Annotated in this window: 21 protein-coding genes; 16 read left to right on the plus strand and 5 right to left on the minus strand. The window is 62.1% G+C overall.

What is annotated here, in order from left to right; translation table 11 throughout:
• Positions 1-147 precede the first annotated feature (147 nt).
• The 8 genes from ACTJKM_RS19295 to ACTJKM_RS19330 all read left to right on the plus strand — a co-directional run bounded on the left by ACTJKM_RS19295 (position 148) and on the right by ACTJKM_RS19330 (position 9,968).
• Complete coding sequence (locus ACTJKM_RS19295; protein WP_058321163.1) at positions 148-735, plus strand: thymidine kinase; 588 nt, start codon at positions 148-150, stop codon at positions 733-735.
• A gap of 77 nt (positions 736-812) precedes the next feature.
• Positions 813-1,199: a c-type cytochrome gene (locus tag ACTJKM_RS19300; RefSeq protein WP_057254321.1), complete on the plus strand. Its 387-nt coding sequence runs from the start codon at positions 813-815 to the stop codon at positions 1,197-1,199.
• A 166-nt stretch (positions 1,200-1,365) separates the two neighbouring features.
• Positions 1,366-2,454 (plus strand): hypothetical protein, encoded by a 1,089-nt coding sequence (locus ACTJKM_RS19305; protein WP_058326524.1) that lies wholly within the window; start codon positions 1,366-1,368, stop codon positions 2,452-2,454.
• Between the two features lie 58 nt (positions 2,455-2,512).
• Positions 2,513-3,661 (plus strand): hypothetical protein, encoded by a 1,149-nt coding sequence (locus ACTJKM_RS19310; protein WP_058326525.1) that lies wholly within the window; start codon positions 2,513-2,515, stop codon positions 3,659-3,661.
• 2 nt (positions 3,662-3,663) lie between these two features.
• On the plus strand, positions 3,664-5,583 hold the full coding sequence (locus tag ACTJKM_RS19315) for an AAA family ATPase (RefSeq protein ID WP_058321160.1): 1,920 nt from the start codon (positions 3,664-3,666) through the stop codon (positions 5,581-5,583).
• Positions 5,584-5,599: 16 nt separating this feature from the next.
• Positions 5,600-6,889 (plus strand): DUF6638 family protein, encoded by a 1,290-nt coding sequence (locus ACTJKM_RS19320; protein WP_057253039.1) that lies wholly within the window; start codon positions 5,600-5,602, stop codon positions 6,887-6,889.
• A gap of 3 nt (positions 6,890-6,892) precedes the next feature.
• Entirely contained in the window at positions 6,893-8,116 is a 1,224-nt protein-coding gene (locus ACTJKM_RS19325) for a DUF2333 family protein (RefSeq protein ID WP_057253042.1), read from the plus strand.
• Between the two features lie 172 nt (positions 8,117-8,288).
• Entirely contained in the window at positions 8,289-9,968 is a 1,680-nt protein-coding gene (locus tag ACTJKM_RS19330; protein WP_058326526.1) for a formate--tetrahydrofolate ligase, read from the plus strand.
• A gap of 99 nt (positions 9,969-10,067) precedes the next feature.
• Here ACTJKM_RS19330 and ACTJKM_RS19335 read toward each other — a convergent pair whose 3' ends face one another.
• On the minus strand, positions 10,068-10,577 hold the full coding sequence (locus ACTJKM_RS19335; RefSeq protein WP_058321157.1) for a DUF1993 domain-containing protein: 510 nt from the start codon (positions 10,575-10,577) through the stop codon (positions 10,068-10,070).
• 241 nt (positions 10,578-10,818) lie between these two features.
• Between ACTJKM_RS19335 and ACTJKM_RS19340 the strand changes: the two genes are divergently transcribed.
• A complete protein-coding gene (locus tag ACTJKM_RS19340; RefSeq protein ID WP_058326570.1) occupies positions 10,819-11,271 on the plus strand; it encodes a YiiD C-terminal domain-containing protein in 453 nt (150 codons plus the stop codon).
• 30 nt (positions 11,272-11,301) lie between these two features.
• On the opposite strand, the gene ACTJKM_RS19345 is transcribed toward ACTJKM_RS19340, so the two are convergent.
• The gene (locus ACTJKM_RS19345; RefSeq protein WP_058321156.1) at positions 11,302-12,222 is read right to left on the minus strand and encodes an extensin-like domain-containing protein; all 921 of its coding nucleotides are present in this window, start codon (positions 12,220-12,222) and stop codon (positions 11,302-11,304) included.
• Between the two features lie 399 nt (positions 12,223-12,621).
• Here ACTJKM_RS19345 and ACTJKM_RS19350 point away from each other — a divergent pair, with 399 nt between their 5' ends.
• The 3 genes from ACTJKM_RS19350 to ACTJKM_RS19360 all read left to right on the plus strand — a co-directional run bounded on the left by ACTJKM_RS19350 (position 12,622) and on the right by ACTJKM_RS19360 (position 17,197).
• On the plus strand, positions 12,622-14,727 hold the full coding sequence (locus ACTJKM_RS19350; RefSeq protein WP_057253050.1) for a TonB-dependent receptor domain-containing protein: 2,106 nt from the start codon (positions 12,622-12,624) through the stop codon (positions 14,725-14,727).
• Between the two features lie 123 nt (positions 14,728-14,850).
• Positions 14,851-14,895 carry a trpE operon leader peptide TrpLE gene (trpLE, locus tag ACTJKM_RS19355; protein ID WP_192494823.1) on the plus strand — a complete coding sequence of 15 codons (45 nt, stop codon included), beginning with the start codon at positions 14,851-14,853 and terminating at the stop codon, positions 14,893-14,895.
• A 112-nt stretch (positions 14,896-15,007) separates the two neighbouring features.
• Positions 15,008-17,197: an anthranilate synthase gene (locus ACTJKM_RS19360; protein WP_058326527.1), complete on the plus strand. Its 2,190-nt coding sequence runs from the start codon at positions 15,008-15,010 to the stop codon at positions 17,195-17,197.
• A gap of 96 nt (positions 17,198-17,293) precedes the next feature.
• On the opposite strand, the gene ACTJKM_RS19365 is transcribed toward ACTJKM_RS19360, so the two are convergent.
• On the minus strand, positions 17,294-18,220 hold the full coding sequence (locus ACTJKM_RS19365; protein WP_058326528.1) for a LysR substrate-binding domain-containing protein: 927 nt from the start codon (positions 18,218-18,220) through the stop codon (positions 17,294-17,296).
• 177 nt (positions 18,221-18,397) lie between these two features.
• On the opposite strand from ACTJKM_RS19365, the gene ACTJKM_RS19370 reads away from it, so the two are divergent.
• From ACTJKM_RS19370 to queF, 3 genes are all read left to right on the plus strand, one after another.
• A complete protein-coding gene (locus tag ACTJKM_RS19370; protein ID WP_197423419.1) occupies positions 18,398-19,972 on the plus strand; it encodes an MFS transporter in 1,575 nt (524 codons plus the stop codon).
• A gap of 125 nt (positions 19,973-20,097) precedes the next feature.
• Positions 20,098-21,015, plus strand: a complete 918-nt coding sequence (locus ACTJKM_RS19375; protein WP_058326530.1) for a cation diffusion facilitator family transporter — start codon at positions 20,098-20,100, stop codon at positions 21,013-21,015.
• 151 nt (positions 21,016-21,166) lie between these two features.
• Positions 21,167-21,631 carry a preQ(1) synthase gene (queF, locus tag ACTJKM_RS19380; protein WP_057253061.1) on the plus strand — a complete coding sequence of 155 codons (465 nt, stop codon included), beginning with the start codon at positions 21,167-21,169 and terminating at the stop codon, positions 21,629-21,631.
• 20 nt (positions 21,632-21,651) lie between these two features.
• Here queF and ACTJKM_RS19385 read toward each other — a convergent pair whose 3' ends face one another.
• Entirely contained in the window at positions 21,652-22,167 is a 516-nt protein-coding gene (locus tag ACTJKM_RS19385) for a chloramphenicol phosphotransferase CPT family protein (RefSeq protein WP_057253063.1), read from the minus strand.
• A gap of 11 nt (positions 22,168-22,178) precedes the next feature.
• Complete coding sequence (locus ACTJKM_RS19390) at positions 22,179-22,757, minus strand: HupE/UreJ family protein (protein ID WP_057254325.1); 579 nt, start codon at positions 22,755-22,757, stop codon at positions 22,179-22,181.
• A gap of 238 nt (positions 22,758-22,995) precedes the next feature.
• Here ACTJKM_RS19390 and ACTJKM_RS19395 point away from each other — a divergent pair, with 238 nt between their 5' ends.
• Positions 22,996-23,583 (plus strand): ATP-dependent Clp protease proteolytic subunit, encoded by a 588-nt coding sequence (locus tag ACTJKM_RS19395; RefSeq protein WP_057253064.1) that lies wholly within the window; start codon positions 22,996-22,998, stop codon positions 23,581-23,583.
• The last annotated feature ends 403 nt before the right edge of the window (positions 23,584-23,986 follow it).

The following is a 23,986-nucleotide window of genomic DNA, read 5'->3' on the forward strand; positions in this document are numbered from 1 at the left end:
TGAGGGGGTGCACGATGCGACGCTGAATGTCGCATTGTCCACGAAATGGTCTAGTCCGGCGAAAAACTGTGGGTGCCGCAAACACGCTCTGGCCTTCCGGGACAAGGCTCGTCATTACCCGGGAGACGGAAACCGGACGCGGTGAAGATGGCCAAACTCTATTTCAGCTATGCGACGATGAACGCGGGCAAGAGCACGATGCTGTTGCAGGCCTCCTACAACTACCAGGAGCGCGGCATGCGTGTGGTGATGCTGATCGCTGCGCATGACGACCGGGCAGGGGTAGGCCGCATCTCCTCGCGCATCGGTCTTGCCTCCGACGCCATTCCGTTCCATGGCGATGACGACATCTATACGCTGATCGAAACGCTTCATTCCGATGGTGCCGGCGAGATCGCCTGCGTCTTCGTCGACGAGGCGCAGTTCCTCAACGAGGCGCAGGTCTGGCAACTCGCGCGCGTCGCCGACCGGATCGGCATTCCGGTCATGGCCTATGGCCTACGTACGGATTTTCAGGGCAAGTTGTTTCCGGGCTCGATGGCGCTGCTGGCGCTCGCCGACGAGTTGCGCGAGGTGCGCACCATCTGCCATTGCGGCCGCAAGGCGACGATGGTCGTGCGTCTCGATGGTACGGGCAAGGTGGTGCGCGAGGGTGCCCAGGTCGATGTCGGCGGCAACGAGAAATACGTCTCCTATTGCCGGCGCCATTGGGACGACCTGATGCGTTGCGAGTGAGTGCGACCGACTGGCCGCTTGCGGCCGCCTTGGTCGCGGTGCCATTCTCGTCGGGTCCTGTCAGCAAGAGGTTTTCGATGCGGCGCCTGCTTTCCAGTCTTTTCCTCTGTCTTGGTGTCGCAGCTCCGGCTGCCCACGCCGGCGGCGACGCGACGGCGGGTGCCGCGGTGTTCCGCAAGTGCGCGGCCTGTCACACCGCCAGCGAGCCGGTCAATCGCGTCGGCCCGAGCCTGATGGGCGTGGTCGGCCGGCCGGTGGCGTCGGTTGCCGACTACAACTATTCCGAGGCGATGAAGACCTTCGGCGCCGAGGGGCACGTTTGGGACGAGGCGACGCTGAGCGAATATCTCTTGAGCCCCAAGGCGATGGTCGGCGGCACCAAGATGACTTTTCCCGGTCTCAAGAAACCTCAGGACATTGCCGACGTGATCGCCTATCTCAAGGCGCCGCCGGCCGCCAAATAGGCAATGCCTTCGATATCTCAAGCACTTCGCTGCAACGCTTGATCGAAAAAAGCCGCTGCGGCAGGCTTGTTCTCTTTCCATAAACACCCTTTATATAACTGCAATCGAAGGCTGAATAATTCGGCTGGGCTGGCGGATCGCGCCACGGTGGATCGAGGGGCAGGACATGGCGACTCTTCAGAATTTTGACGCGGAGATCGAGAAGACGAAAGGCGTCGTCGAACAGATGCGCGGCAAGCTCGAGCAATCCGGTGTGGTGCTGGAGCAATTCGCCAAGGCCGAGACCAAGCTCGGCGACGTCAACTTCGACATCGAGAACGCCCGCATCCAGGACGTGATCAACCAGCAGAAAGTGATGGAAGCCAACATTGCCGACCTGATCATCGGCCTCGAGGATGCGACCAATGTCTTCGGCTCCGAATTCGAGAGCATGAAGAACTATACCGGCTATGAGAAGTTCATCGGCATCTTCTCCAAGCAGAAGATGCAGCGCATGCGCACCGACCGCGTGCGCAACATGTCGCTTGCCGGCAACCTGCAGGAGCTGCTTTCGAAATCCGACATGATCGTCGGCATCCTCAAGGAGCAGAAGTCGGTCCTCGACCAGCGCTACAAGACCTCGGAGCAGAGCCTGATTCAGGTGATCGAGCGCCGCAAGGGCACGATGACGAACCTCGAAGCGGTGCAGAAGCGCATCGAGGAACTGAACCCGCTGCTGCTCGACATCGAGAACCGCATTGCCGCCTCCACGGAGCAGAAGGTCCGCACCGAGCTCGAAGGCGAACGCTCGGCGCTTGCCACCGAATACAACGAGAAGCAGGCCAAGGAACAGGAGCTGCTCGCCGAGAGCCAGACGCTCGAACGCTACACCGCGATGTTCCAGACCTTCGTCGATTCGCTCAACAACCAGATCGCCGCGCAGAACACGCTGATCAACAAGCTGACGATCGATACCGAACAGCGCATCGTGCTCTACAAGGCGCTGGAAGACTCCTTGAAGACGGCTGCCCAGCAGGATGTCGCCCACAAGATCAACACGCTCGGCAGCCAGGTCGACACCGCCGCCGAAGAGACGATGGCCGGCATCGGTGCCGCTGCGCAGCGCCATATCGGCGATCTCCTCGAAATGCATGAAAAGAACATGCTTTCGACGCAGGATATCCAGCGCCGCAAGAAGCTGGCGGACGACGCCTTTGCCCGTCGCTTCCAGGCTGTCATGGACAAGCACAACACTGCCAACTACGTGAAGCAGTGATCGGCAGGCGAATGATCGGAACCGAGTTTGCCGTCTGGCACGCGCCACGGGGATTTGCATGAAAGTCGCGGCTTCATCCGCTGTCGCACAATATTTCGCGTCGATCCACGCCGCACTCGCCGGGCTCGAACTCTTTCTCGGCGACCGCAACTCGCCGCTCTATCGCAACACCGTCGTCGGCGAAGTGATCGTCCCCTATCTCGGCCGGTTGAAGGCGTCGATCGACTGCTGGGAGAACCGCATCGGCTTCGTCGATCAGTTCCGGATCTCGCGCGCCGAAAGCGGTTTTCCGGTGTTCCAGAACGTGCTGGAACTGGAGAACGATCGCCAGACGGCGGTAAAGCGCCTCGCCGACATTCCCACGGCCGATGCGCTGAGGGACGAGATGGTCGATTTCATCCTCCGTCAGAAGGCCTTTCCCGAGGCGTTGCAGACGCGCATGGCCGAGCGGCTCTATCTGGAGCAGATCGGCAAGGGTGAGATCTTCTCGCCCTTTATCTTGCCGGAGACCATCCGCGTCGCCGTCAATTCCAAGACGATGCGTCCCTATTACATCGTGAGCTGGGGCGCCTTCGACGGCGCCAATACCCTGCCGATGGTCTACATGGCGACGATCGAGGATTCCTCCGAGAAGATCGTCGAGATGCTGGTGACCGAGGACGGCAAGCTCAATCCGCAGGTCGAGATCCCGTTGCCGGTTGGTGGTTTGCTCAATCCAGATCTCGCCAGCCGCTTCGACGATTTCGCCTCCAAGAACAGCAGCTATTCGCTGACCCCGGTGACGATCGCGACCAATCTCGACAAGGATTTTGACGAGCTCCATCCGAAGCAGCTGCGCCGCATCGTGCTCGGCCCGTTCTATTCTGCCGGGATCACCGAGAACAATGCGCGCATCAACGACATCCTCTCCAAGGTGCGAAAGACCGAGAATGCCTGGCTTCTGACCTGGACCGTGCAGGAGGTCTTCTCCACGGCCGAAAGGCCCGCCAAACGCGGCTTCTGGTCATCGACGCCGGCGCAGGAGGAGTTCCACATCGATACCGCCAATCTGGAAGCGGCGCGCATGGGTGTCTCCTCCTACGAGAAGCACGCGCTGGTGCCGCACGACGCCTATCAGGCGCTCTATGCCGCCGGCGAGGCCGAACAGGTGTTCGGCGACTACAAGGTCCACGTCATTTCCGGCAACCAGGTCGTAAGCGAGGTTTGACGATGACACTCAATACGGGGCTGACGACGCTGCACGAGGACGACATCGCCAAGCATCAGGCGGTGGCGCAGGGGCTGGTGACGAAGCTCATCATTCTGGAGCGCGAGGATGCATCCGCCGGGACGACGCTTGCCGGCACCGGCCGCCGCTTCGTCTCGACGGTTTCGACCGGTGGCCAGCGGCGCACACGCGAAGTCGAGCTGACCAAGACCATTCAGTCAGTGCGCCAAGGCGATCCGATGTTGTCGCCGGCCCAGCACGCCGTGCTTTATCGCACACGCCGCGGTATTCAGGTGGCGCTCGCCGTGGCCGACGTCTTTGCGCGGCAGACAAACCTCGAGCAACTGCAGGCGAAAAACGCCACATCGCCGCTCGGAGGAGATGAGGCCAACCAGTTCAAGGCGCTGCTTTCGGCGTCTGCCTATGTCGCCGCGTTTACGCTTGCCGCCTATCTCGGCTCGACGCTTTCAGGTGAGGGCGAGCCGGTGGACGATGCGGTCGAGCCCGACTTTCTGTTCGACACGCCGCAGGACGCATTGAAGAGCCTCATCTCGGCGCTCGACCGCGGCATTGCCGGGGCGCCTGACGATCTGGCGCTGACCGCCCGGGCGCGCGCCTTTTCGCGCGTGGCAGTCGAGGGGTTGATCGCGCGCAAGGCGCGGTTCACTGGACTGCAGAGCTTCGAGACCGTGCATATCCGGCTCGACCAGGACGATTTCACGCTGAACGGCTTCGATGTCGCACCGGGCCAGAAGCGCAAGCCGCTGGTGATGACCTTCAAGAAGCCCGAGGAGATCATCGGCAACCACATTGCCAAGTACCAGGCGTTGAAGCTTGCCAAGATGCTGATGGCCTATGACTTCGACCGGCAGATGAACCCCTTCGTCGAGCTTGGCGGCTTCCTCTTCACCTTCATCGGCGACGGCATGCCGGGCACCGGCAAGACGATCCTGATCCAGATGCTCGCCGGCATGCTCAACGAATATTGCGAGATTGCCGGCTACGCCTTCCATTACGAGAATTTCGGCGTTGACCAGATCTCCTCCTATCAGGGCAAATCGGGCCAGAACTGCAAGGAGTTCGTCAACAACGTCATCAACCCGCGCGCGATCGGCTTCGGCACGATCGACGATGTCGACCAGGTGGCGGCGAAGCGCTCCGATGATCGCGCTTCCGCCGGCCAGCATGAGGTGACGGCGGTGCTGATGGAGAGCTTCGCCGGTGCTTCGACGGTGGTGCGCGGCAACTGCACCTTCGGCATGTTCTCCAACTATCCCGAGAATGTCGACGATGCGCTGCGCCAGCGCGCCGGCGCCCGTTGGCTGGTCGACGGGCCGCAGACGGAAGACGACTATGTCGACATCTTCGCGCTGCTCGTTGGCAAGAACCACAAGATCCCGCTCGGCGAACACCAATTGTTCGAGGGGCAGGAGATCAAGCGGGCCGTGTCGCAATCCTATGCCGAGCACGCGCGGCCGAAGGAGGATGGCCTCATCGCCGTCTGGGAGCGTTACCAGAAGGAACGGGGCGCGCTCGCCTCGCTCGCCGATGTCGGCGCCTATCTGCACATGATCAAGGAGGCCGAGCCGCGCTTTACCGGCCGCGCGATCAAGAACATCACCGACGCGATCAAGCTGCGCGCCATGGATGTCGAGCTGCCGGATGACTGGTTCAGGGATGCCGGCTCGTTCATGCACAAGAGCTACGACGAGAAGAAAGCGATGATCGAGGCGCTACGCGGCCCGATCACCATCGACATGGTGCTGCAGGAGATCAACCGCTACGCCGACAGCGAATTCCGCTACACCGACAAATCCGACGATGCCGCCGTCACCGACATCATCCGCCGCGAGCGCCAGCGCGAAAAGGCGATCCGCGAGATCGAGGCGATGAAGCGCGACGGCCGGTGGCAGGGGTTATGATGGGAAGAGCTGACCGATGAAACGCTTGCTCGAAGCCGAGCTCATCTATGGACGGCTGCTCGATGTCTCCGAGCCGCACCTGATCGCGCGTTACAACAAGGCACTCGAAGGCTTCGGCCTGCGCCCGACGGCGTTGACGGCGTTCAGCATCGACATGACCGGGTTTTCGCCCGAAATCGCTGACGAACTGGGTGACCGTGATTATCTCGATCCGAACCGGGTCAACCGCCGGTTCATCATCATGACACCGGATCAGGCGGAGCTGCCGGTCGTGCATACGAGCTTCTCCAATACGGCGGCGCTGATGCACGAATTCTTCAACGCCAACGGCCGCGCGATCAATGCGATCACGATCAAGGACGCGCTCTACGGCGAGATCGAGGATTCGGTTTCGGTCGTCGACGACATCGACGACCTGCTGTCGATCAACGAGGTGCGTTTCCGGGTGCTGTCGGCCGAGGACATGCTCGGCAAGGCCGCCGAACTCAGGGGCCTCGTCGACCGGCTGAAGAAAGTGCCGACGGCCTGGGCCGACGACGAGATGCTGAACCGCATGGTCGAGCTTGCCAAGCTCACCGGCGATATCCGCCAGAATGCGCTGGTGCCGGACCAGCTCGTCTTCCGCCACGAAGCCTTCTGGGCCAATCATTTCGGGGGCGTCTATGTCTTTCTCGACGACAAGACGACGACCGTGATCTGCGACCCCTCGGTCCCCGGCTTCCGCCGCTCGCGGCCATGGCAGGTCAGCTATATCGCCATCAACGATCATGCCCGGATCTACGACTTCCTCGCCTCGACCAAGCGGCTGCAATTGCCACAGGCGTCCTGGGTGGAGGAGTCGGGGCTCTATCAGCACCGGGCCGACATGATCGTGCGCGGGCTGATCGACGAAATTGACCCGACGGCCGATCTCGCCAATGCCGACCGGATCTGGCTGCAGACCTGGATGCACCGCAATGCGGCTGTCGTCGCGAGGGACGGGGCCTATCCGTTCCTGCAGGAGATGATCCGCATGGTTGCCGCGACCGGCACGATCAAGATGCAGGACGTGGCGCCGGCGAACCGCTTCATGCTGGTGCGCGCAGCACCCACCCATCCCGACCAGTGGCTGGTCAACCGACTGATTTCCCAGCTCGTGCCCCGCGATTTCGTCTCGCGCTTCGTCTTCGACAAGCAGGGTTTCTACGACGCCTACGAGCGCTATGGCGAAAGCTTCAAGGCCTATGTTGTGGCGACGCTGACGGGTTCATATCTCAAGGACAAGGCGGCCTTCCGCCACAAGCTTTACGGCCTCAGAGAGGAATAGGACATGTTCGATCCGATCGTAGCGTTTTTCCAGCGGGTCTTTACCGCGATCGGCCGCGGCATAGGTCTCGCCGTTGCCTGGCTGCTCTGGCCGTTCGTCGCGGCCGGTAACTGGTATCGGCAGCGGAGCTGGATCATCAAAGGACCAATCGGCATCGTTCTGCTCGGCCTCATCTTCCTCTACGGCTATTTCATCTGGCAGACGCAGGCCTGGACGAACTTCGATCCTGACTATGTCGAGCGTTACAAGCTGGCCGAGCACAAGGTGCCGGCGGGCTCGCCGAAGAGCGGCCCGGGCGCGACGACGGGCCAATCGACGACCGGTGCGGCGGCAACCAACCTTGCGGCGGCGGCTGCACCGCAGACCGAATCGACACCGGAGGCGCTGGCGGTGGTGCAATTGCCTGCCGGTACCGTGTGCCAGACCTCGGCAATCGTCGATGTCGCCGCCGACCTTATCGATTACAATGTCAACGAGAATGCGTGGATATCGTCGATGCTGCTCTACAAGCTCGGTTTCTTCGGGCTTGACTGGGACGACACGCCGTGGCTCGACAACAAGGCGTCGTTCCAGCGCGGCATCAACCAGGCGGTGCGCCGCACCTCGGTCGAACTGGTCGATTCGCTTGGTCGCGTGCGCGGCACGTCCGGCATCAACAGCGACCTGCAGAGTGCGCGCGGCAATATCCAGTTCGATGAGGAGACCTGGTATTTCGGCCTGAACCCGTTTGGCCCGAAGACGCCGACGCCGAGCTTCTACCGGGCGGCGATGAAGGACCTCAGGGCCTTCAACATCTCGCTCGGCAAATGCGAAGCGATCTTCGACGGCCGCTCCGACAACCTCGTCGAATTCCTCGACCGTGTTGCCAACGATCTCGGCAACACCTCGGCGATCATTCGCGAACGGTCGGAAAACCACAATGGCGGCTGGTTCGACACGCGCGCCGACGACCGCTTCTGGTTCGCCTACGGCCAGCTCTACGGTTATTACGGCATTCTGTCGGCCGCCGGCGCCGACTTCGACAACGTCGTTGCCCAGCGCGGCCTGACGCCGATCTGGACGGAAACGATCAAGCAACTGCGCGCCGCATTGCGCATCCAGCCGCTGATCATCTCCAACGGCGAGGAGGCCGGCTGGATCATGCCGACGCATCTGGCGACGATGGGCTTCTATACGCTGAGGGTACGCTCGAACATCGTCGAAATGCGCGATATCCTCGCCCGATAGGGCGGAACGGCAAGGTGGCGCCTGAACTTCCGGGCGCTGCCGCAGACCTTACTTGAGTTAAAGCGGGATGCGGGCCGAAAACCGCAGACACGTTTCCTCATCCCGCTCCGGCATCGCGAACTGCGCCTTGAAAGGCGTGGATGAAAACGAGACCCTGGGGAGGGGACATGTCATGACCGAGGTTAAGTCCGATATCGAGATTGCGCGTGCGGCGAAGAAAAAGCCGATCCTGGAGATAGGGGCGGCACTCGGCATCCCAGCGGAAGATCTGCTGCCCTACGGCCACGACAAGGCGAAGATCGGGGCCGATTTCATCGCCCGCCAGCGCGAAAAGAAAAACGGCCACCTGATCCTGGTGACGGCGATCAATCCGACGCCGGCCGGCGAAGGCAAGACGACGACGACGGTCGGCCTCGGTGACGGGCTCAACCGCATCGGCAAGAAGGCGATCGTCTGCATCCGCGAAGCGTCGCTCGGCCCCTGCTTCGGCATCAAGGGCGGAGCCGCCGGCGGCGGTTACGCACAGGTGGTGCCCATGGAGGACATGAACCTCCATTTCACCGGCGATTTCCACGCCATTACTTCAGCGCACAATCTGCTCGCGGCGCTGCTCGACAATCACATCTACTGGGGCAACGAGCAGAACGTCGACATCCGCCGCATCGCCTGGCGTCGCGTTATGGACATGAACGACCGGGCACTGCGCAGCATTGTCGGACCGCTCGGTGGTGTCGCGAATGGTTATCCGCGCGAGACCGGTTTCGACATCACCGTTGCATCCGAGGTCATGGCCATCCTCTGCCTGGCAACCGATCTGAAGGATCTCGAGAAGCGCCTCGGCAATATCATCGTCGGCAACCGACGCGACAAGAGCCCGGTGTTTGCGCGTGACATCAAGGCCGATGGCGCGATGGCGGTGCTGCTCAAGGACGCGATGCAGCCGAACCTGGTGCAGACATTGGAAAACAATCCGGCCTTCGTGCATGGCGGTCCCTTCGCCAACATCGCGCATGGCTGCAATTCGGTGATCGCGACGACGACGGCGCTGAAGCTCGCCGACTATGTCGTGACGGAAGCCGGCTTCGGCGCCGATCTCGGTGCAGAAAAATTCTTCGACATCAAGTGCCGCAAGGCGGGGCTGAAGCCCGATGCCGCGGTGATCGTCGCCACCGTCCGAGCGATCAAGATGAATGGCGGCGTGAAGAAGGACGATCTCGGCAAGGAAAACCTGGAGGCCCTGCGCAAGGGCTGTGCCAACCTCGGGCGCCATGTGCAGAACGTCAAGAAGTTCGGCGTTCCCGCGATCGTCGCGATCAACCACTTCACCTCCGACACCGAGGCCGAGATCCAGGCGATCAAGGACTATGTGGCGACACTCGGTGCCGACGCCGTGCTCTGCCGGCATTGGGCCGAGGGGTCGGCGGGAATCGAAGAACTGGCGCGCAAGGTGGCGGATCTGGCCGAGGGCGGCCATTCGCAGTTCTCGCCGCTCTATCCGGATGACATGCCGCTCTTCCACAAGATCGAGACAATCGCCAAGGACATCTATCATGCGAGCGAAGTGATCGCCGACAAGTCGGTGCGCGATCAACTGCACACCTGGGAGAACCAGGGCTATGGCCACCTGCCGATCTGCATGGCCAAGACGCAATATTCCTTCTCGACCGACCCGAACCTGCGCGGCGCGCCGAGCGGCCATGCGGTGCCGATCCGCGAGGTGCGACTTGCGGCCGGCGCCGGTTTTATCGTGGTCATCACCGGCGAGATCATGACCATGCCCGGCCTTCCCAAAGTGCCGTCGTCGGAGAAGATCTTCCTGAACGAGCGGGGTTACATCGAGGGGCTGTTCTAGAGCGACCGACTGGCCTGATCGAAACAACGCCGCGCGTCCTTCGGGATGCGCGGCGTTGTCGTGTTTTGCATTCCTTTATCTTCGCTTCCAGAATGGAAGTTAGGCAGTGAGGCTGAGGAAGTCGGCCTTGCCGATCGAGACGCCCTTGTGACGCAGGATGTCGTAGGCCGTCGTCAGGTGGAAATAGAAGTTTGGCAGAACGAATCTCAGCAGATACTCTTCGCCCGTGAGCGTCACTTTCAGGGTCGGGAAGTTGAGGACGACCTCGCGGCTGCCGCTATCCTCCAGGTCGACGGGGCGCACAATTTCAAGAAAAGCAACCGTGTTGGCGATGCGCTGACGCAGTTCGTCCAGGGTCTTTTCCTCGTCCGGAAAACGGGGAACCTCGATCGAAGTCAGGCGCCCGACCAGACCCTTGCTCGTGTCGCTCACTCGCTGCACCTGGCCGGCAAGCGTCAGCATGTCCGGCGCCAGCCGGGCAATGACGAGATCATCAGGGGAGATGCCGTTGTCGCGCGCATGAGCCTCGGCCTTGTCGAGCAGTTTGGTGAGCACACCAAGACCGCGAATGAATGCGGGAATGGAGAGCTGGTAGATCGTCAATGCCATGACACATTTCCTTGAGACTGGGCGCAAAACGGGTGGATTTTCCTCATGCCTGTATTTGGGAGCCGGGGTGCGGTCCTGCAAGGCGCGCCGACCGGTATCTTTGTGGTTATGAGGCTGGCGAGAGGCGACTGAACGCGGGCCTGCGGCACTGGCCAGGACATGGGGTCTCGTGCATTGATCGGGGGCGACCTTGCGCGACACGCAAGGCGTACGCCGCTGTAGCAGACACATGGACACCGCAATGACGCCCCAGGATTTGCAGACCTATCTTCACGCCCATATCCCGCTTTCGGCGGCGATGCAGGTTCAGGTAGAGGACATAGCGGAAGATCATGTCCTGCTTTCCGCGCCTCTGGCACCCAACATCAATCATCGCGAGACGGTGTTCGGCGGCAGCGCCTCGGCGCTATCGATCCTGTCGGCCTGGTCGCTCCTGCATGTGCGGTTGCGCAAAAGCGGCGTGGCTGCGCGCCTGGTGATCCAGAGCAACCGCATGGACTATCTAAAGCCGGTGGCCGGCGCCTTTTCGGCTCGCTCGTCGTTCGCGAATGCCGGGCAGTGGCCGAGCTTTCTGCGATTGCTCGAACGGCGGGGCAGGGCGCGGGCCGTGGTCGTTGCCGACCTGCTTGACGGCGACGCGGTGGCCGGGCGTTTCGAGGGCGAGTTTGTAGCCCTCGGCTATAGCAATGACTGAGTTGCGGCGACCGGGCCAGGTGATCCCCGCCTAGCGGCAATAGCGATAGTCGTTGCGCCGATCGATCACGTCGAGATGCAGGTGGGTTTCGTGGGCTGCGTCGCTGCCGGGATCGAGCACAGTCTTGAAATACAGGCAGGCGGAGGCGGTGACCGCGCGCTGGAACGCGCCGTCCATCGTGCCATCCTCGTCGCGCGGCTGGATGGCGATCGTCGTTCCGTCGCTCAAGCGGAAGGACGCGATGTCGACGGCGTTGCCGTGGGCATGTTCGGAGATCTTGCCTGACGTTGCATTGTTGCGCAGGCGGCAGATATAGGTCGACGCCTGGTTCAGCGCCTTGATCTTGATGTTCTTGTCGAAGGCGACCTCGGCAGCCGGCTGGGCGGCTTCCTTTGTCCAGCGTGCCAGCGCCAGCGCCGTTTCGCACCGCATCACTCCCTTGGGCGCGAGCGTAACGTCGGGCAGAATGCTGGTGACCTCCAGTGGCTTGTCGATGCCGCAGCCCTTGCCGTCGTCGATGCGCTTGGCTTCGACAAACGTCGCGCCAACCGCTTTCAGGTCGGTAAGGCACTTGGCATATTCGGCAGCATTCTCCGTCTCGACCGGTGGATAGACGATTGGCGCCGGCGCTGGCTCGGCATCCTTCTTCTCGTCCGCGCGCTGGTCCTTTTCGTCCGCCGGCGGCTTCTTGTCCTTTGTCGATTGCTCGTCTCCATCCGCCTGCTTCGGCTGCGGAACGGGCTGTTCGCCGTTGGCTGCCGTCGGCCCTTTCTCCGTCGCGCCCTTGCCGTCGTCCGCCGGTGCCGCCGGCTTCTTGTCGGGTGTGGGAACAGCCTCTTCCGCTCCTGCATCCGTCGGCGGCTTTTCTATCGGGATGGGGCCGTGTTTCGGCAGGCTGGCGCCCGTCAGGATCAGGAGTGACAGCAGGATCAAGGGGAAAGAGCGACGCATCCAGTACCTTTCTCACTGCCCGCGCGGCGGGCTTTGAGCGGAGGGAACGCGCAGAACCGGATCTGGTTTCATGAGATCGCGATGTTTTGGTTGGAATCGACCAAATCATAAACGTGACCGATTCCAATAAATTAGAGCGGGATGCGGGCGGAAGGCCGCATGCACTTTTCCTCGTCCGCTCCAACTCTCCGGCAAAAGCGTTGCAGTTCGGCAACGCCTCGAATTGGCACGACCCCACAAATTGTGGGGAGTATCTTTGTATGTTGACAATTATACTCATGTTTTTTATGCGGCATAAATGAGGCGACGACATGTCGCAACGCCCAGAACGCGCCCAGCCAGCCCCTTGAGTTTGCCGCTCAACAGCAAGCCCGGCCTCGAACCTCAAAGGATTGGTCCATGCTCACCCGGCATCGTCGCCAGGCCCTGTTGGCTTGCACGACAACTCTTGCAATTTCAGTCGCTACCGTCGCATTCGCCCAGAGTTCGACAAACCAGGCAAAGCCGGAAGAGAAAAAGGCCGAGGAGACCAAGAAGGGCGAAACCTACCTGTCGCCGATCGTTGCCAAGGGCTCACGCACCGCTGACCCCTATGCGAAGGCCGGCCCGGTCAGTGTCGTCACGTCCGACCAGATCGACCTGCAATCCGGTCTCGAGACCGACGACCTGCTGCGCGGCGTTCCCGGCACGTCAACCGCCAACAACCCGCAGAACCCGGGCGTCGCCGTCAACATCCGTGGCTTCGAGGGTTCCGGCCGCGTCAACATGATGATCGACGGTGTGCGCCAGAACTTCCGCTTCACCGGCCATGAAGCCCAGGGCCTTGCCTATTTCGATCCGGCATTCCTTTCCGAGATCGACGTCACCCGCGGTGCCGTCACCGGTGTCGGCGGCGGTGCTTTGGCCGGTTCGGTCAACTTCAAGACCTACGACGTCGAAGACCTGATCCAGGACGGCAAGAACTACGGCGGCATCGCTTCTGCCACCTACGGCAGCAACGAGGCCGGCTGGTCGGAATCTTTGATCGGTGCCTATCGTTTCAACGACGTCTTCTCGGTGCTCGGCGGCATCAGCAAGGCTGATCCCGGCAACTACGACAACGGCAACGGCGTAACGGTGCCTTACACCGAGGAAGACCTGCTTTCCGGCCTGTTGAAGTTCGAGGTGACTCCGGATCAGGACCACACCTTCAAGCTCACCGGCATCACCTATGACAACGACTTCTTCGCGAACTCCTACTTCCAGAACGTGAAGAACCAGACCGTTTCGGCCAGCTATTCCTACACGCCGGACAACGAACTCATCGATTTCCGGGCCAATGCCTATTGGAACCGGCTGAAGATGAAGTACGACACCGATGTTCGCGGTGGCGGCACGGCGGCCGGTCGCCGCATCACCGACACGGGCAAGGGCTTCGATATCTCGAACACCTCGCTGTTCGATCTCGGTGAGGTTGCCGTCCGGGCGAACTACGGCGTCGAATATTTCCGCGACGACTATGACGTCATCAACAGCACGGCGCGCCCGTCTGGCGGCGTCAACGGCAGCGGCACCAATGCCACGACCGGCGTCTTCAGCAACACGACCTTCACCTATGGTATCGTCGATCTGACGGCCGGCCTGCGGTGGGATCACTTCAGCCTCGATGGTTCCGGCGCCGTGGTGCGAGGCAACCCGATCGGCCTGCCGGCGGGTCCCTACACGGTCGACAAGTCCGACGGCCGTCTCAATCCGAGCGTCACGGTCGCGCTCAACCCGACGGACTGGTTCCAGCCCTACGTGACCTACGCCGAGACCTCGCGTTCGCCGACCGTCAACGAGACCTTCGCCGGCGGCACGCACCCGGGTACGACCGGCCAGTCGTTCTTCCCCAATCCGTTCCTCGAGCCTGAAATCTCGAAGGGCTGGGAAATCGGCGCGAACTTCACCTTCGACGGGCTGCTCGATCCCAGCGACAGCCTGCGTGTGAAGGCGAACTACTTCCACAACCGCATCGACAACTACATCACCGCAGCGCTGCTGGGTGGTGGTCGCCAGATCTTCTTCGTCAACAATCCCGGCACCTCGACGGTGCAGGGCTTCGAACTCCAGGCGGCCTACGATGCCGGCTATGTCTTCGGTGATCTCGCCTACACCTACACCGACAGCAATTTGCCTTCCCAGGTGAACGGGTTCGGTGTCCAGAGCTACCTGCCTGATAACATCATCAGCGCAACGCTCGGTGCGCGCTTCCTCGAAGACCAGCGCCTGACGGTCGGCACGCGGCTCTATGCGGTGTCGAACGCATTCGTCGGCGAGATCAACCGCACGCCGCCGAACGTTCCGGGCTATGGCCTCGTCGACCTCTTCGCGAACTACAAGTTCGAGAACGGCTTCGAGGTGACGGCGACGGTGACGAACCTGTTCGACAAGACCTACACGCCGTCGTCGAGCACGATTGCAGGCAGCACGATCGATACGGGCCGCGGCCGCACCTTCCTGGTTACGGCGAAGGCGAAGTTCTGATAGGATCAGATTAACTCCAGTCGGGCGGCTCGCAAGAGCCGCCTCTTTTTTTGATCGATCCGTGATATCCGGCGCGGCTTTCCCGCTTGCGCAAGGCATCAACCCACGCTAACACTTTCGCCCATGGAAAATGCACGCAACATTTCGACCTGGTGGTGGGCTCGCTGAAGCGGCCTTGACCAGTCATGCGTGATTGAGAGATGAAGCCGCCCGGAGATTTCGAGGCGGCTTTTTTCATGTTTGGGCCGCTCAAGGACCGGGCTTTTACGGAGCGAGGCGAATGGCAACGGTAATTCTCGAGGGCGGAGCGGAGAGCTACACCACCAAAGGCGGCATCGTGGTGACGCGCAGGCGACGCGAAGCCTCCTATACGCAGGCGATCGCGAGCTATGTGGACAAGCTCGATGAACGCCGCGGCGCGGTGTTTTCCTCCAACTATGAATATCCCGGCCGCTACACCCGTTGGGACACGGCCGTCGTCGATCCGCCGCTCGGCATTTCCTCGTTCGGCCGCGCGCTCTGGATCGAAGCCTATAACGACCGTGGCGAAGTGCTGCTGTCGATCATCGCCGAGCAGCTGAAGACAGTCGCGGACATCACCCTCGGCGCCTCGACCAGCCGCCGCCTCGATCTGACGATCAATCAGCCTGACCGCGTCTTCACCGAGGAAGAGCGCTCGAAGATGCCGACGGTGTTCAGCGTGCTGCGCGCCGTCACCAATCTCTTCCATTCGGCCGAGGACGCGAGCCTCGGCCTTTATGGCGCCTTCGGCTACGATCTCGCCTTCCAGTTCGACGCGATCGACCTGAAGCTCAAGCGTCCCGACGACCAGCGCGACATGGTGCTGTTCCTGCCGGACGAGATCCTCGTCGTCGACCACTATGCCGCCAAGGCCTGGATCGACCGCTACGATTTCGCCAAGGATGGCAAGACGACCGAAGGCAAGGCGGACGAGATCGCGAGCGAACCATTCCAGACAGTCGACAGCATCCCGCCGCATGGCGACCATCGCCCCGGCGAATATGCCGAGCTCGTCGTCAAGGCGAAGGAGAGCTTCCGCCGTGGCGATCTGTTCGAAGTGGTGCCCGGCCAGAAGTTCTTCGAGCGCTGCGAGAGCAAGCCTTCGGAAATCTCCAATCGGCTGAAGGCGATCAATCCGTCGCCCTATTCCTTCTTCATCAATCTCGGAAACCAGGAATATCTCGTCGGCGCTTCGCCGGAAATGTTCGTTCGCGTTTCCGGCCGCCGCATCGAGACCTGCCCGATCTCGGGTACGATCAAGCGCGGCGACGACCCGATCGCCGACAGCGAGCAGATTCTGAAGCTCTTGAATTCCAAGAAGGACGAATCCGAGCTCACCATGTGCTCGGACGTCGACCGCAACGACAAGAGCCGCGTCTGCGTGCCCGGCTCGGTCAAGGTCATCGGCCGCCGCCAGATCGAGATGTATTCGCGGCTGATCCACACGGTCGACCATATCGAAGGACGCCTGCGCGACGACATGGATGCCTTCGACGGCTTCCTGAGCCATGCCTGGGCGGTGACGGTCACCGGTGCGCCGAAGCTCTGGGCCATGCGCTTCATCGAAAGCCATGAGAAGAGCCCGCGCGCATGGTATGGTGGCGCGATCGGCATGGTCGGCTTCAACGGCGACATGAACACGGGCCTGACGCTGCGCACGATCCGCATCAAGGACGGCATCGCCGAGGTCAGGGCAGGGGCGACGCTGCTCTACGATTCAAACCCGGAAGAAGAAGAAGCCGAAACCGAACTGAAGGCCTCCGCCATGATCGCTGCCATTCGCGATGCGAAATCCGCCAACGCCGGCAAGGCAAGCCGCGACGTTGCGGCGGTCGGCGCCGGCGTCAACATCCTGCTCGTCGACCACGAAGACAGCTTCGTTCATACGCTCGCGAACTATTTCCGCCAGACTGGGGCAACCGTCACGACGGTACGCACGCCGGTCGCGGAAGAGATCTTCGATCGCGTCAGGCCGGATCTCGTCGTGCTTTCGCCAGGACCCGGCAATCCGAAAGATTTCGACTGCAGGGCAACGATCAAGAAGGCGCGGGCCCGCGAACTGCCGATTTTCGGCGTCTGCCTCGGTCTGCAGGCGCTTGCCGAAGCCTATGGCGGGGACCTGCGCCAACTCGCGATCCCGATGCACGGCAAGCCGTCGCGCATCCGCGTGCTGGAACCGGGCATCGTCTTCTCCGGTCTCGGCAAGGAAGTGACCGTCGGGCGCTACCACTCGATCTTCGCCGATCCGTCGAGCTTGCCTAACGACTTCATGATTACAGCTGAAAGCGAAGACGGCACGATCATGGGTATCGAGCACACCAAGGAACCGGTGGCTGCAGTGCAGTTCCATCCGGAATCGATCATGACGCTTGGCGGCGACGCCGGCATGCGGATGATCGAGAACGTCGTGGCGCATCTTGCCAAGCGCGCCAAGATCAAGGCCGCCTGAGCTTCCCGCATTCGGGCGATGCTGACGTTGGGAAGATCTTGACGATATTGAAGAACCAAGGGGCCGCTTCCGTCATGGAGGTGGCCCTTTTTATTCCTACCGTGTCGCCTGAATGGCTGGCGCGCGCTCGCAGCGATCGGCAAAAAGCCGTTCGCTCAGGAAATCGACGAACACACGCACCTTTGGCGATAGATGGCGGTTTGACGGCCAGAGGAGGTGAAACTGTCCGGGAGCGTCAAGATAAGCGTCAAGCACCGTGCGGAGCCGGCCGTCACTGAGCGGCTGGCGCGCGAGGAAATCCGGCAGGCAGCCGATGCCGAGACCGCTGAGGACGGCGCCGCTGAGCGCCTCCATGTTGTTGCTGTAGAGCACGGTCTTGATTTGCGGTCCGGGTCCGTCTGAGGGCATGGCGATCGGCCATTCCTGCAGCTTCCGGCTGTTGGGAAAACGGAAGCGGATCGCATGGTGCCCGTCGAGGTCACGCGGGCATTCGGGTGTGCCGTGCCGATCGAGATAGGCGGGGGCGGCGCAGAGCAGAAGCTGGAACGGTCGCAGCGCCCGGGTCATCAGCCGGGAATCCGGCAGGACGCCGCTGCGGATGGCGACGTCGACTTCCTCGTCGATCAGATCGACGATGCGGTCGTTGAAGTCGAGGTCGAGCTCGATTTCGGGATGGCGCCGCACGAACTCCGGCAGCACCGGTAACAGCAGATGGTAGCTGACGATCGGCACGCTGACACGCAGCCGTCCGCGCGGAACGGCCACCGCCTCGGCCAATGAGGCTTCTGCATCGTCGAGGTCGTCGAGAATGCGGCGGCAGCGCTCGTGAAAGAGGCGTCCCTCCTCGGTCAGCCGGATACTACGGGTCGAGCGCTGCAGCAGGCGCACTCCGAGCTGCTTTTCGAGAGCAGTGACTGCCTTGCCGACCGCGGAGGCGGACAGGCCGAGCACGCGCCCGGCGGCGACGAAGCTGCCGAGATCGGCGGTGCGCACGAAGGCGGTCAATCCACTCAGGCGATCCATTGCTGACTTCCTATTCGAGCGTTCTGTTCCGGTATGCCTGTCCTCTCGGCGCAATACTCAACAGATTATGGCGAAACTATCCTGCATTCGTCAATCGATACCCAAGCGGCGGACGTCCAGCTGCAGGTTTCCAGGAAGTCTGTGTGGGTATCTCCTTTGCTCCAACGGATGGACGATATGAGAGAAAAGTTCAAAGACGGGCGCGGACGCCGGTTCGCGCTCCTCGCGGTTTGCTGCGCGGCGGCCGCGATGCCGCTCACCTTCACGGGACCAGCCGTGGCGTTGCCGGCGATCAGCCGCAGCCTCGGCGCCGATCCGATCGCGCTCAATTGGGTCACCAATGCCTTCATGCTGACCTTCGGCAGTTCGCTGATGGCGGCAGGCGCAGTTGCCGACAGTTTCGGTCGCAAGCGCGTCTTCCTCGGCGGACTTGCTGCCTTCCTGCTGTTCTCGGCTGCTCTGGCATTCGCCGGCAACATCGTCTGGTTCGACGTGTTGCGAGCGCTTCAAGGGATCGGGGCAGCCGCCGCCTTCTCCGGCGGCATGGCCTCGCTCGCCCAGGAGTTTGAAGGAAACGAGCGGCTGAGAGCCTTCAGCTTCGTTGGCGCCAGCTTCGGCGTCGGCCTCGCCTTCGGGCCAATCGCCTCCGGCCTCATGGTCGAGGCCTTTGGGTGGCCTGCGATCTTCCTGCTCGTCGTTGCTCTCGCTGGCCTGGCGCTGGCGCTCGGAGCGGTTTTCATGCGGGAGACGTGGGATCCGGATGCCACGGGCCTCGACTGGAAGGGAGCTGCGAGTTTCACCGCGGCGCTGACTGCGCTCACCTTCGGCATTTTGCAGGCACCGGAAAGCGGCTGGAGCCACCCGCTCGTGGTCGCCATGTTCGCGGCCTCCGTACTTTTCTTTCTGGCCTTCTGGCGGATCGAGCGGTCGGTCGCGCGGCCCATGCTCGATCTGACGCTTTTTCGCTATCCACGCTTCGTCGGCGTGCAATTGCTTGCGGCAGCTCCCGCCTATGGCTTCGTCGTCCTACTCATCCTGCTTCCCGTGCGTTTCATCGGTATCGAGGGCATGAGCGCGGTCTCAGGTGGCCAGATGATGATCGCGATGTCTGCGCCGCTTCTGATCCTGCCAATTGCCGCAGGCCTGTTGACGCGCTGGTTCACGCCGGCAGCGATCTGTGGAGCGGGCTTGCTGTTCTCGGCGGCAGGGCTCTTCTGGCTAAGCCGGTTTCCGGTGGGTTCCGAGCCGACCGTGCTGCTCGCACCTCTGCTGCTGATAGGACTTGGCATCAGCCTGCCCTGGGGGCTGATGGACGGGCTTGCCGTCAGCGTCGTGCCGAAGGAGCGCGCGGGCATGGCGACGGGGATCTTCAGCACCACGCGTGTTGCAGGCGAGGGGGTTGCGCTCGCGATCGTGAGCGCAGTTCTCGCCGCGCTCACCGCTTCGAACCTGGGGCCGGAGGCCGGCGCGAATGCCGCTGCAATGGCCCAGCGCGTCGTGACTGGCAACCTTACGGACGCAGCGCTGCTTGCACCGCAGACATCGCACGTCGTTCTCCTCCACGCCTATGGCGATGCGTTCAGTGCCTTGCTTTGGCTGCTGACTGGCATCACGGTTGCGACCGCAGCCGTCGTGTTCTTCTTCATTGGCCGGGGTAGCAAGGTTGCCGACGGCGACGAAATCGAAGCCAAGCTGTTGGCCCTCGAGGTCATTGCCTGCGGAGAAACCGGAGCCAGCCGAACCAAGCTTTGACAAGCGGGGCCCTATCGCTCATATGCTTAGCGATAGACCGCCTGCGCGAAATTCGCGCGGGCGGTTTTGCGTTTCAATGGGCTTGCGTTTGCAACTCGTTTGCATCTGCATAGGGAATGATAAAAATGTCTGCGTCCGACAACAGAACCGTCCTGCGGCTTGCCTTTTGGGGCATTCCGCTGTCTCTGGCCGTGCTGGGGCTGAAGCTTCTTGCCTGGTGGCTCACCGGCTCGGTGGCCCTTTTGTCCGATGGCCTCGAGTCCACGGTCAACGTGATCGCCGCAGTGATCGCCTATCTGATGATTGGTTATGCTTCCAAGCCGGCGGATGCCGGCCATCCCTTCGGCCACCACAAGGCGGAGTATTTTTCAGCCGTCATCGAAGGCGTGCTGATTGTCGTTGCAGCTCTTTTGATCGTCTGGGAAGCGGTGCCGGCGATCATGGCGCCGGTGGTGATGGAAGCGCCGGCTCTGGGCCTGGCGATCAACTTCGCCGCGGGAGTCGTCAACGCCATCTGGGCCTATGTGCTGATCACAGCCGGCCGCAACCATCGCTCGCCGGCGCTGAGTGCCGATGGTCACCATATCCTGTCGGATGTCGTCACCTCGATCGGCGTTCTCGTCGGCCTCGTGCTTGCCATCGCGACCGGCTACGCGATCCTCGACCCCCTGCTCGCCGTCGTCGTCGCCTGCAACATCCTCTTCCAGGGCTGGATGGTGATCTCGCGTTCGATCGATGGATTGATGGACCGGGCGGTTTCGGGGGAAGAGGAAGAGGCGATCAAGCAGGCGATCGCCGCCAATGCCGCGGGGTCGCTCGGCGTGCACGATCTCAAGACCCGTCAGGCCGGTCCGGCCATCTTTGTGGACTTCCACATGGTCGTGCCGGAAGCGATGCCGGTCGGCGAGGCGCACGATATCTGCGACCGGATCGAGGATGCGATCCGTGTGGTGCATCCGGGCGCCAGGATAGCGATCCATGTGGAGCCGGAGGGCGAGAAGGCGCACGGCGTGCGCGTCAAGACGACGTCAGCGCGCCATTGAAAACACAAACGGCCGATATCGCTTGAACTGCGAGAAGATTTCCTTCTTAAGGCAGTTCTGATTTAAGGGCCGCAAACGGGGCGGGTCGGCGAGGGCGCAAGCCGGTATCGACCGAACCCACGCGCGGATGTTCTCACGGAGCAACAGGCAAATGAGCAAGACTGACGTATCTGGCCTCTCGCAATTGGGCGCGAAGGTCGACCTGCCGCAAAGCCCGGAAGAGGCGGTGCTGGAGCGGGTGCCGAGCGGCAACAAGGGCAAGGACTATCTGGTGCGCTTCACCGCGCCGGAGTTCACCTCGCTCTGCCCGATGACCGGGCAGCCGGATTTCGCCCATATCGTCATCGACTATGTGCCGGATGAGTGGCTGGTGGAATCGAAGTCGCTGAAACTGTTCCTGCACTCCTTCCGCAACCACGGCGCCTTTCACGAGGACTGCACCATCGAGATCGCCCAGCGGCTGGTCTCGCTGCTTTCGCCACGCTGGCTCCGCATCGGCGCCTATTGGTACCCGCGTGGCGGTATCCCGATCGACGTCTTCTGGCAGACCGGCAAGCCGCCGGAGGGCCTGTGGCTGCCCGATCAGGGCGTGCCGACCTATCGCGGTCGCGGGTAAGGGAAAAAGCGGGGTCTCCGCTACGGCTTGAAAGCCCGGCGTTGGCGCCAGGCATCAGCGATGCGCGCGGCAACCTGATCGGTTGGTTCGTGCGTATCCACTTCGAGGTCGTAGTTGCAGTGGGCATGCGTCTTGAGGTGAAACCGGGCTTCACCGATCGTGCGATCGCCGCGCTCGCGACGCTCAAGGTCTTCGATAGGCGCATGAACGCCGATCCAGAAGACGTCCAGATGTGCTGTCAGTTTTCTGATCTCGTCGGACCAGCTTTTCTCCTCGACGATATGCTCGACGATCAGATCGTTGCCGGCCCCGGCGAAAGCCGCAATCGAGCGGTGAAATCCGTCGAAGAACCTGTTGCGTTCGCCGCGCATCCCATGGTGCATGCCACGCTTGAGCACCCGAAAGCCGGCGTCGGCAAGCTGATCTGACGCATAGTAGCAGAAGGGCTCCGGGAGGATTTCCCGGAGCGCCTTTGCCAGCGTGGATTTTCCGGAACTGGACGTGCCGTTCAGAAAGATAATGCGTCCGTGCTGCACGTTTCCTGATCTCAGCCGAAGATCAGGGCTGCACCCGCAACTGCCGTCAGCCCGCCGAGGATGCGCGCCAGCACGTTGCCGCCGGAAAGGCGCTGAAGGGCGATGCCGAGACCGATGCCGGCTACATGAAGCGCTGCGGTCGCGCCAATGAAGCCGACCGAGAAGGCGAGCGCCCCGGCGCTGCCAAGCTCACCGCCATGGGCGTGGCCGTGGAAGAGGGCAAAGACGCCGACGATGGCCGCCGATGCAGCGGTGTCGAGGCGCACCGCCATGGCGACGAGCAGGCCGAGTGCGACCACAGAGGCCAAGATCGCCGGCTCGACGAAGGGCAGTCCGACGCCGGCCATGGCGAGCGCGAAGCCCGCCGCCATCATGGAGACGAAGGCCGTCGGCACGATCCACAGTGCCCGGCCGCCAATCTGGGCGGCCCAGAGGCCGACGGCGACCATGACGAGGATATGGTCGAGGCCGAAGAGCGGATGCGAGAAGCCGGCCGCAAACGAGCCGTTTTCTTCCGGGTTGAGGTGGGCGAAGGCCGGGGCGGCGGAAGCGATCAGCGCCGCGGCAGCAATCAGGATGCGTCTGTTCATGCGTGTCCCCATGGATCGGCGAGGCCTGGGAGGATGGCCCCGTTCTGAATGTTTGGCGCGGTTGATTTTATTGGCCTTTGTCCACCTGTCTATACGGCATTTGGCGGTAGGTGTTTTTACCATAAGCGAAGTGCGCCTTGCCGCTTTGTCGCCGCTTCGGTTTGTTGCATTGTCTTCGGCGTCGAGTCGCATTATCTGACTTTGACTGAAGACTTCATGAGACGCCGGAGAAACACGGATGTACGACAACGACGACGAGGACGACAAGAAGACCGAATTGCCGCTCGGCAAGGAAACGGAGGCGAACCTTTTCAAGTCGCGTTCGATTTTCATCTACGGCACGATCACCCAGGAACTGGCGCAGAAAGTGTGCTCGCAGCTCGTGGCGCTTGCGTCGGCCAGCGATGAGGACATCCGTCTCTTCGTCAGTTCGCCGGGCGGCCACGTTGAATCCGGCGACAGCATTCACGACATGATCAAGTTCGTGAAGCCGAAGGTCTGGACGATCGGCACCGGCTGGGTCGCATCCGCCGGCGCGCTGATTTATGTCGGCGTTCCCAAGGAGCGTCGCCTTTGCCTGCCGAACACCCGCTTCCTGCTTCACCAACCGTCGGGCGGCACCCGCGGCATGGCTTCGGACATCGAGATCCAGGCACGCGAAATCATCAAGATGAACGAGCGCCTCAACAAGATCTTCTCCGAAGCGACCGGCCAGACGGTCGAAAAGATCGCCAAGGACACCGAGCGCGATTACTGGCTGTCGGCTGAAGAGGCCAAGAGCTATGGTCTCGTGTCGCGCATCATCACCTCGGCTGCGGACATCTGAGTTCGCTTCAGCCGAACGGATATGAAGGGCACCGGCATCGCGGCGGTGCCCTTTTCTTTTGCAGCGACCTGCGCGCATTGTGCCGCTTGCTCCGGTTCGGCAAGCCGTGTATAGGCTTTGACCATGACCAAGGCTGACGCATATCGGATCGCCTCGATCCCCGCCGGACACGATGACAATCGTGCGCCGTCGCGCGCCTTCGCATCGCTTCTTCTTCTCGGCCTTACTCGCGGTTGCCGGGTTCGCTGAGGAGCGCCCGGCGGCCGAAAAGCCACGCCGGCGGATGCTCCTCGACCCCCATAGAGTTTTAGGACAAAGGCGCGCCCGCCGCGGCATTTGCCATCGCAATCCGGTCCCCGATCGGTTATGGCAATGCTGCCAGAGCGCTCAGTGATGAAGAGAA

The sequence above is a fragment of the Ensifer sp. 22460 genome, assembly GCF_052044935.1.
Lineage (GTDB): Bacteria > Pseudomonadota > Alphaproteobacteria > Rhizobiales > Rhizobiaceae > Ensifer.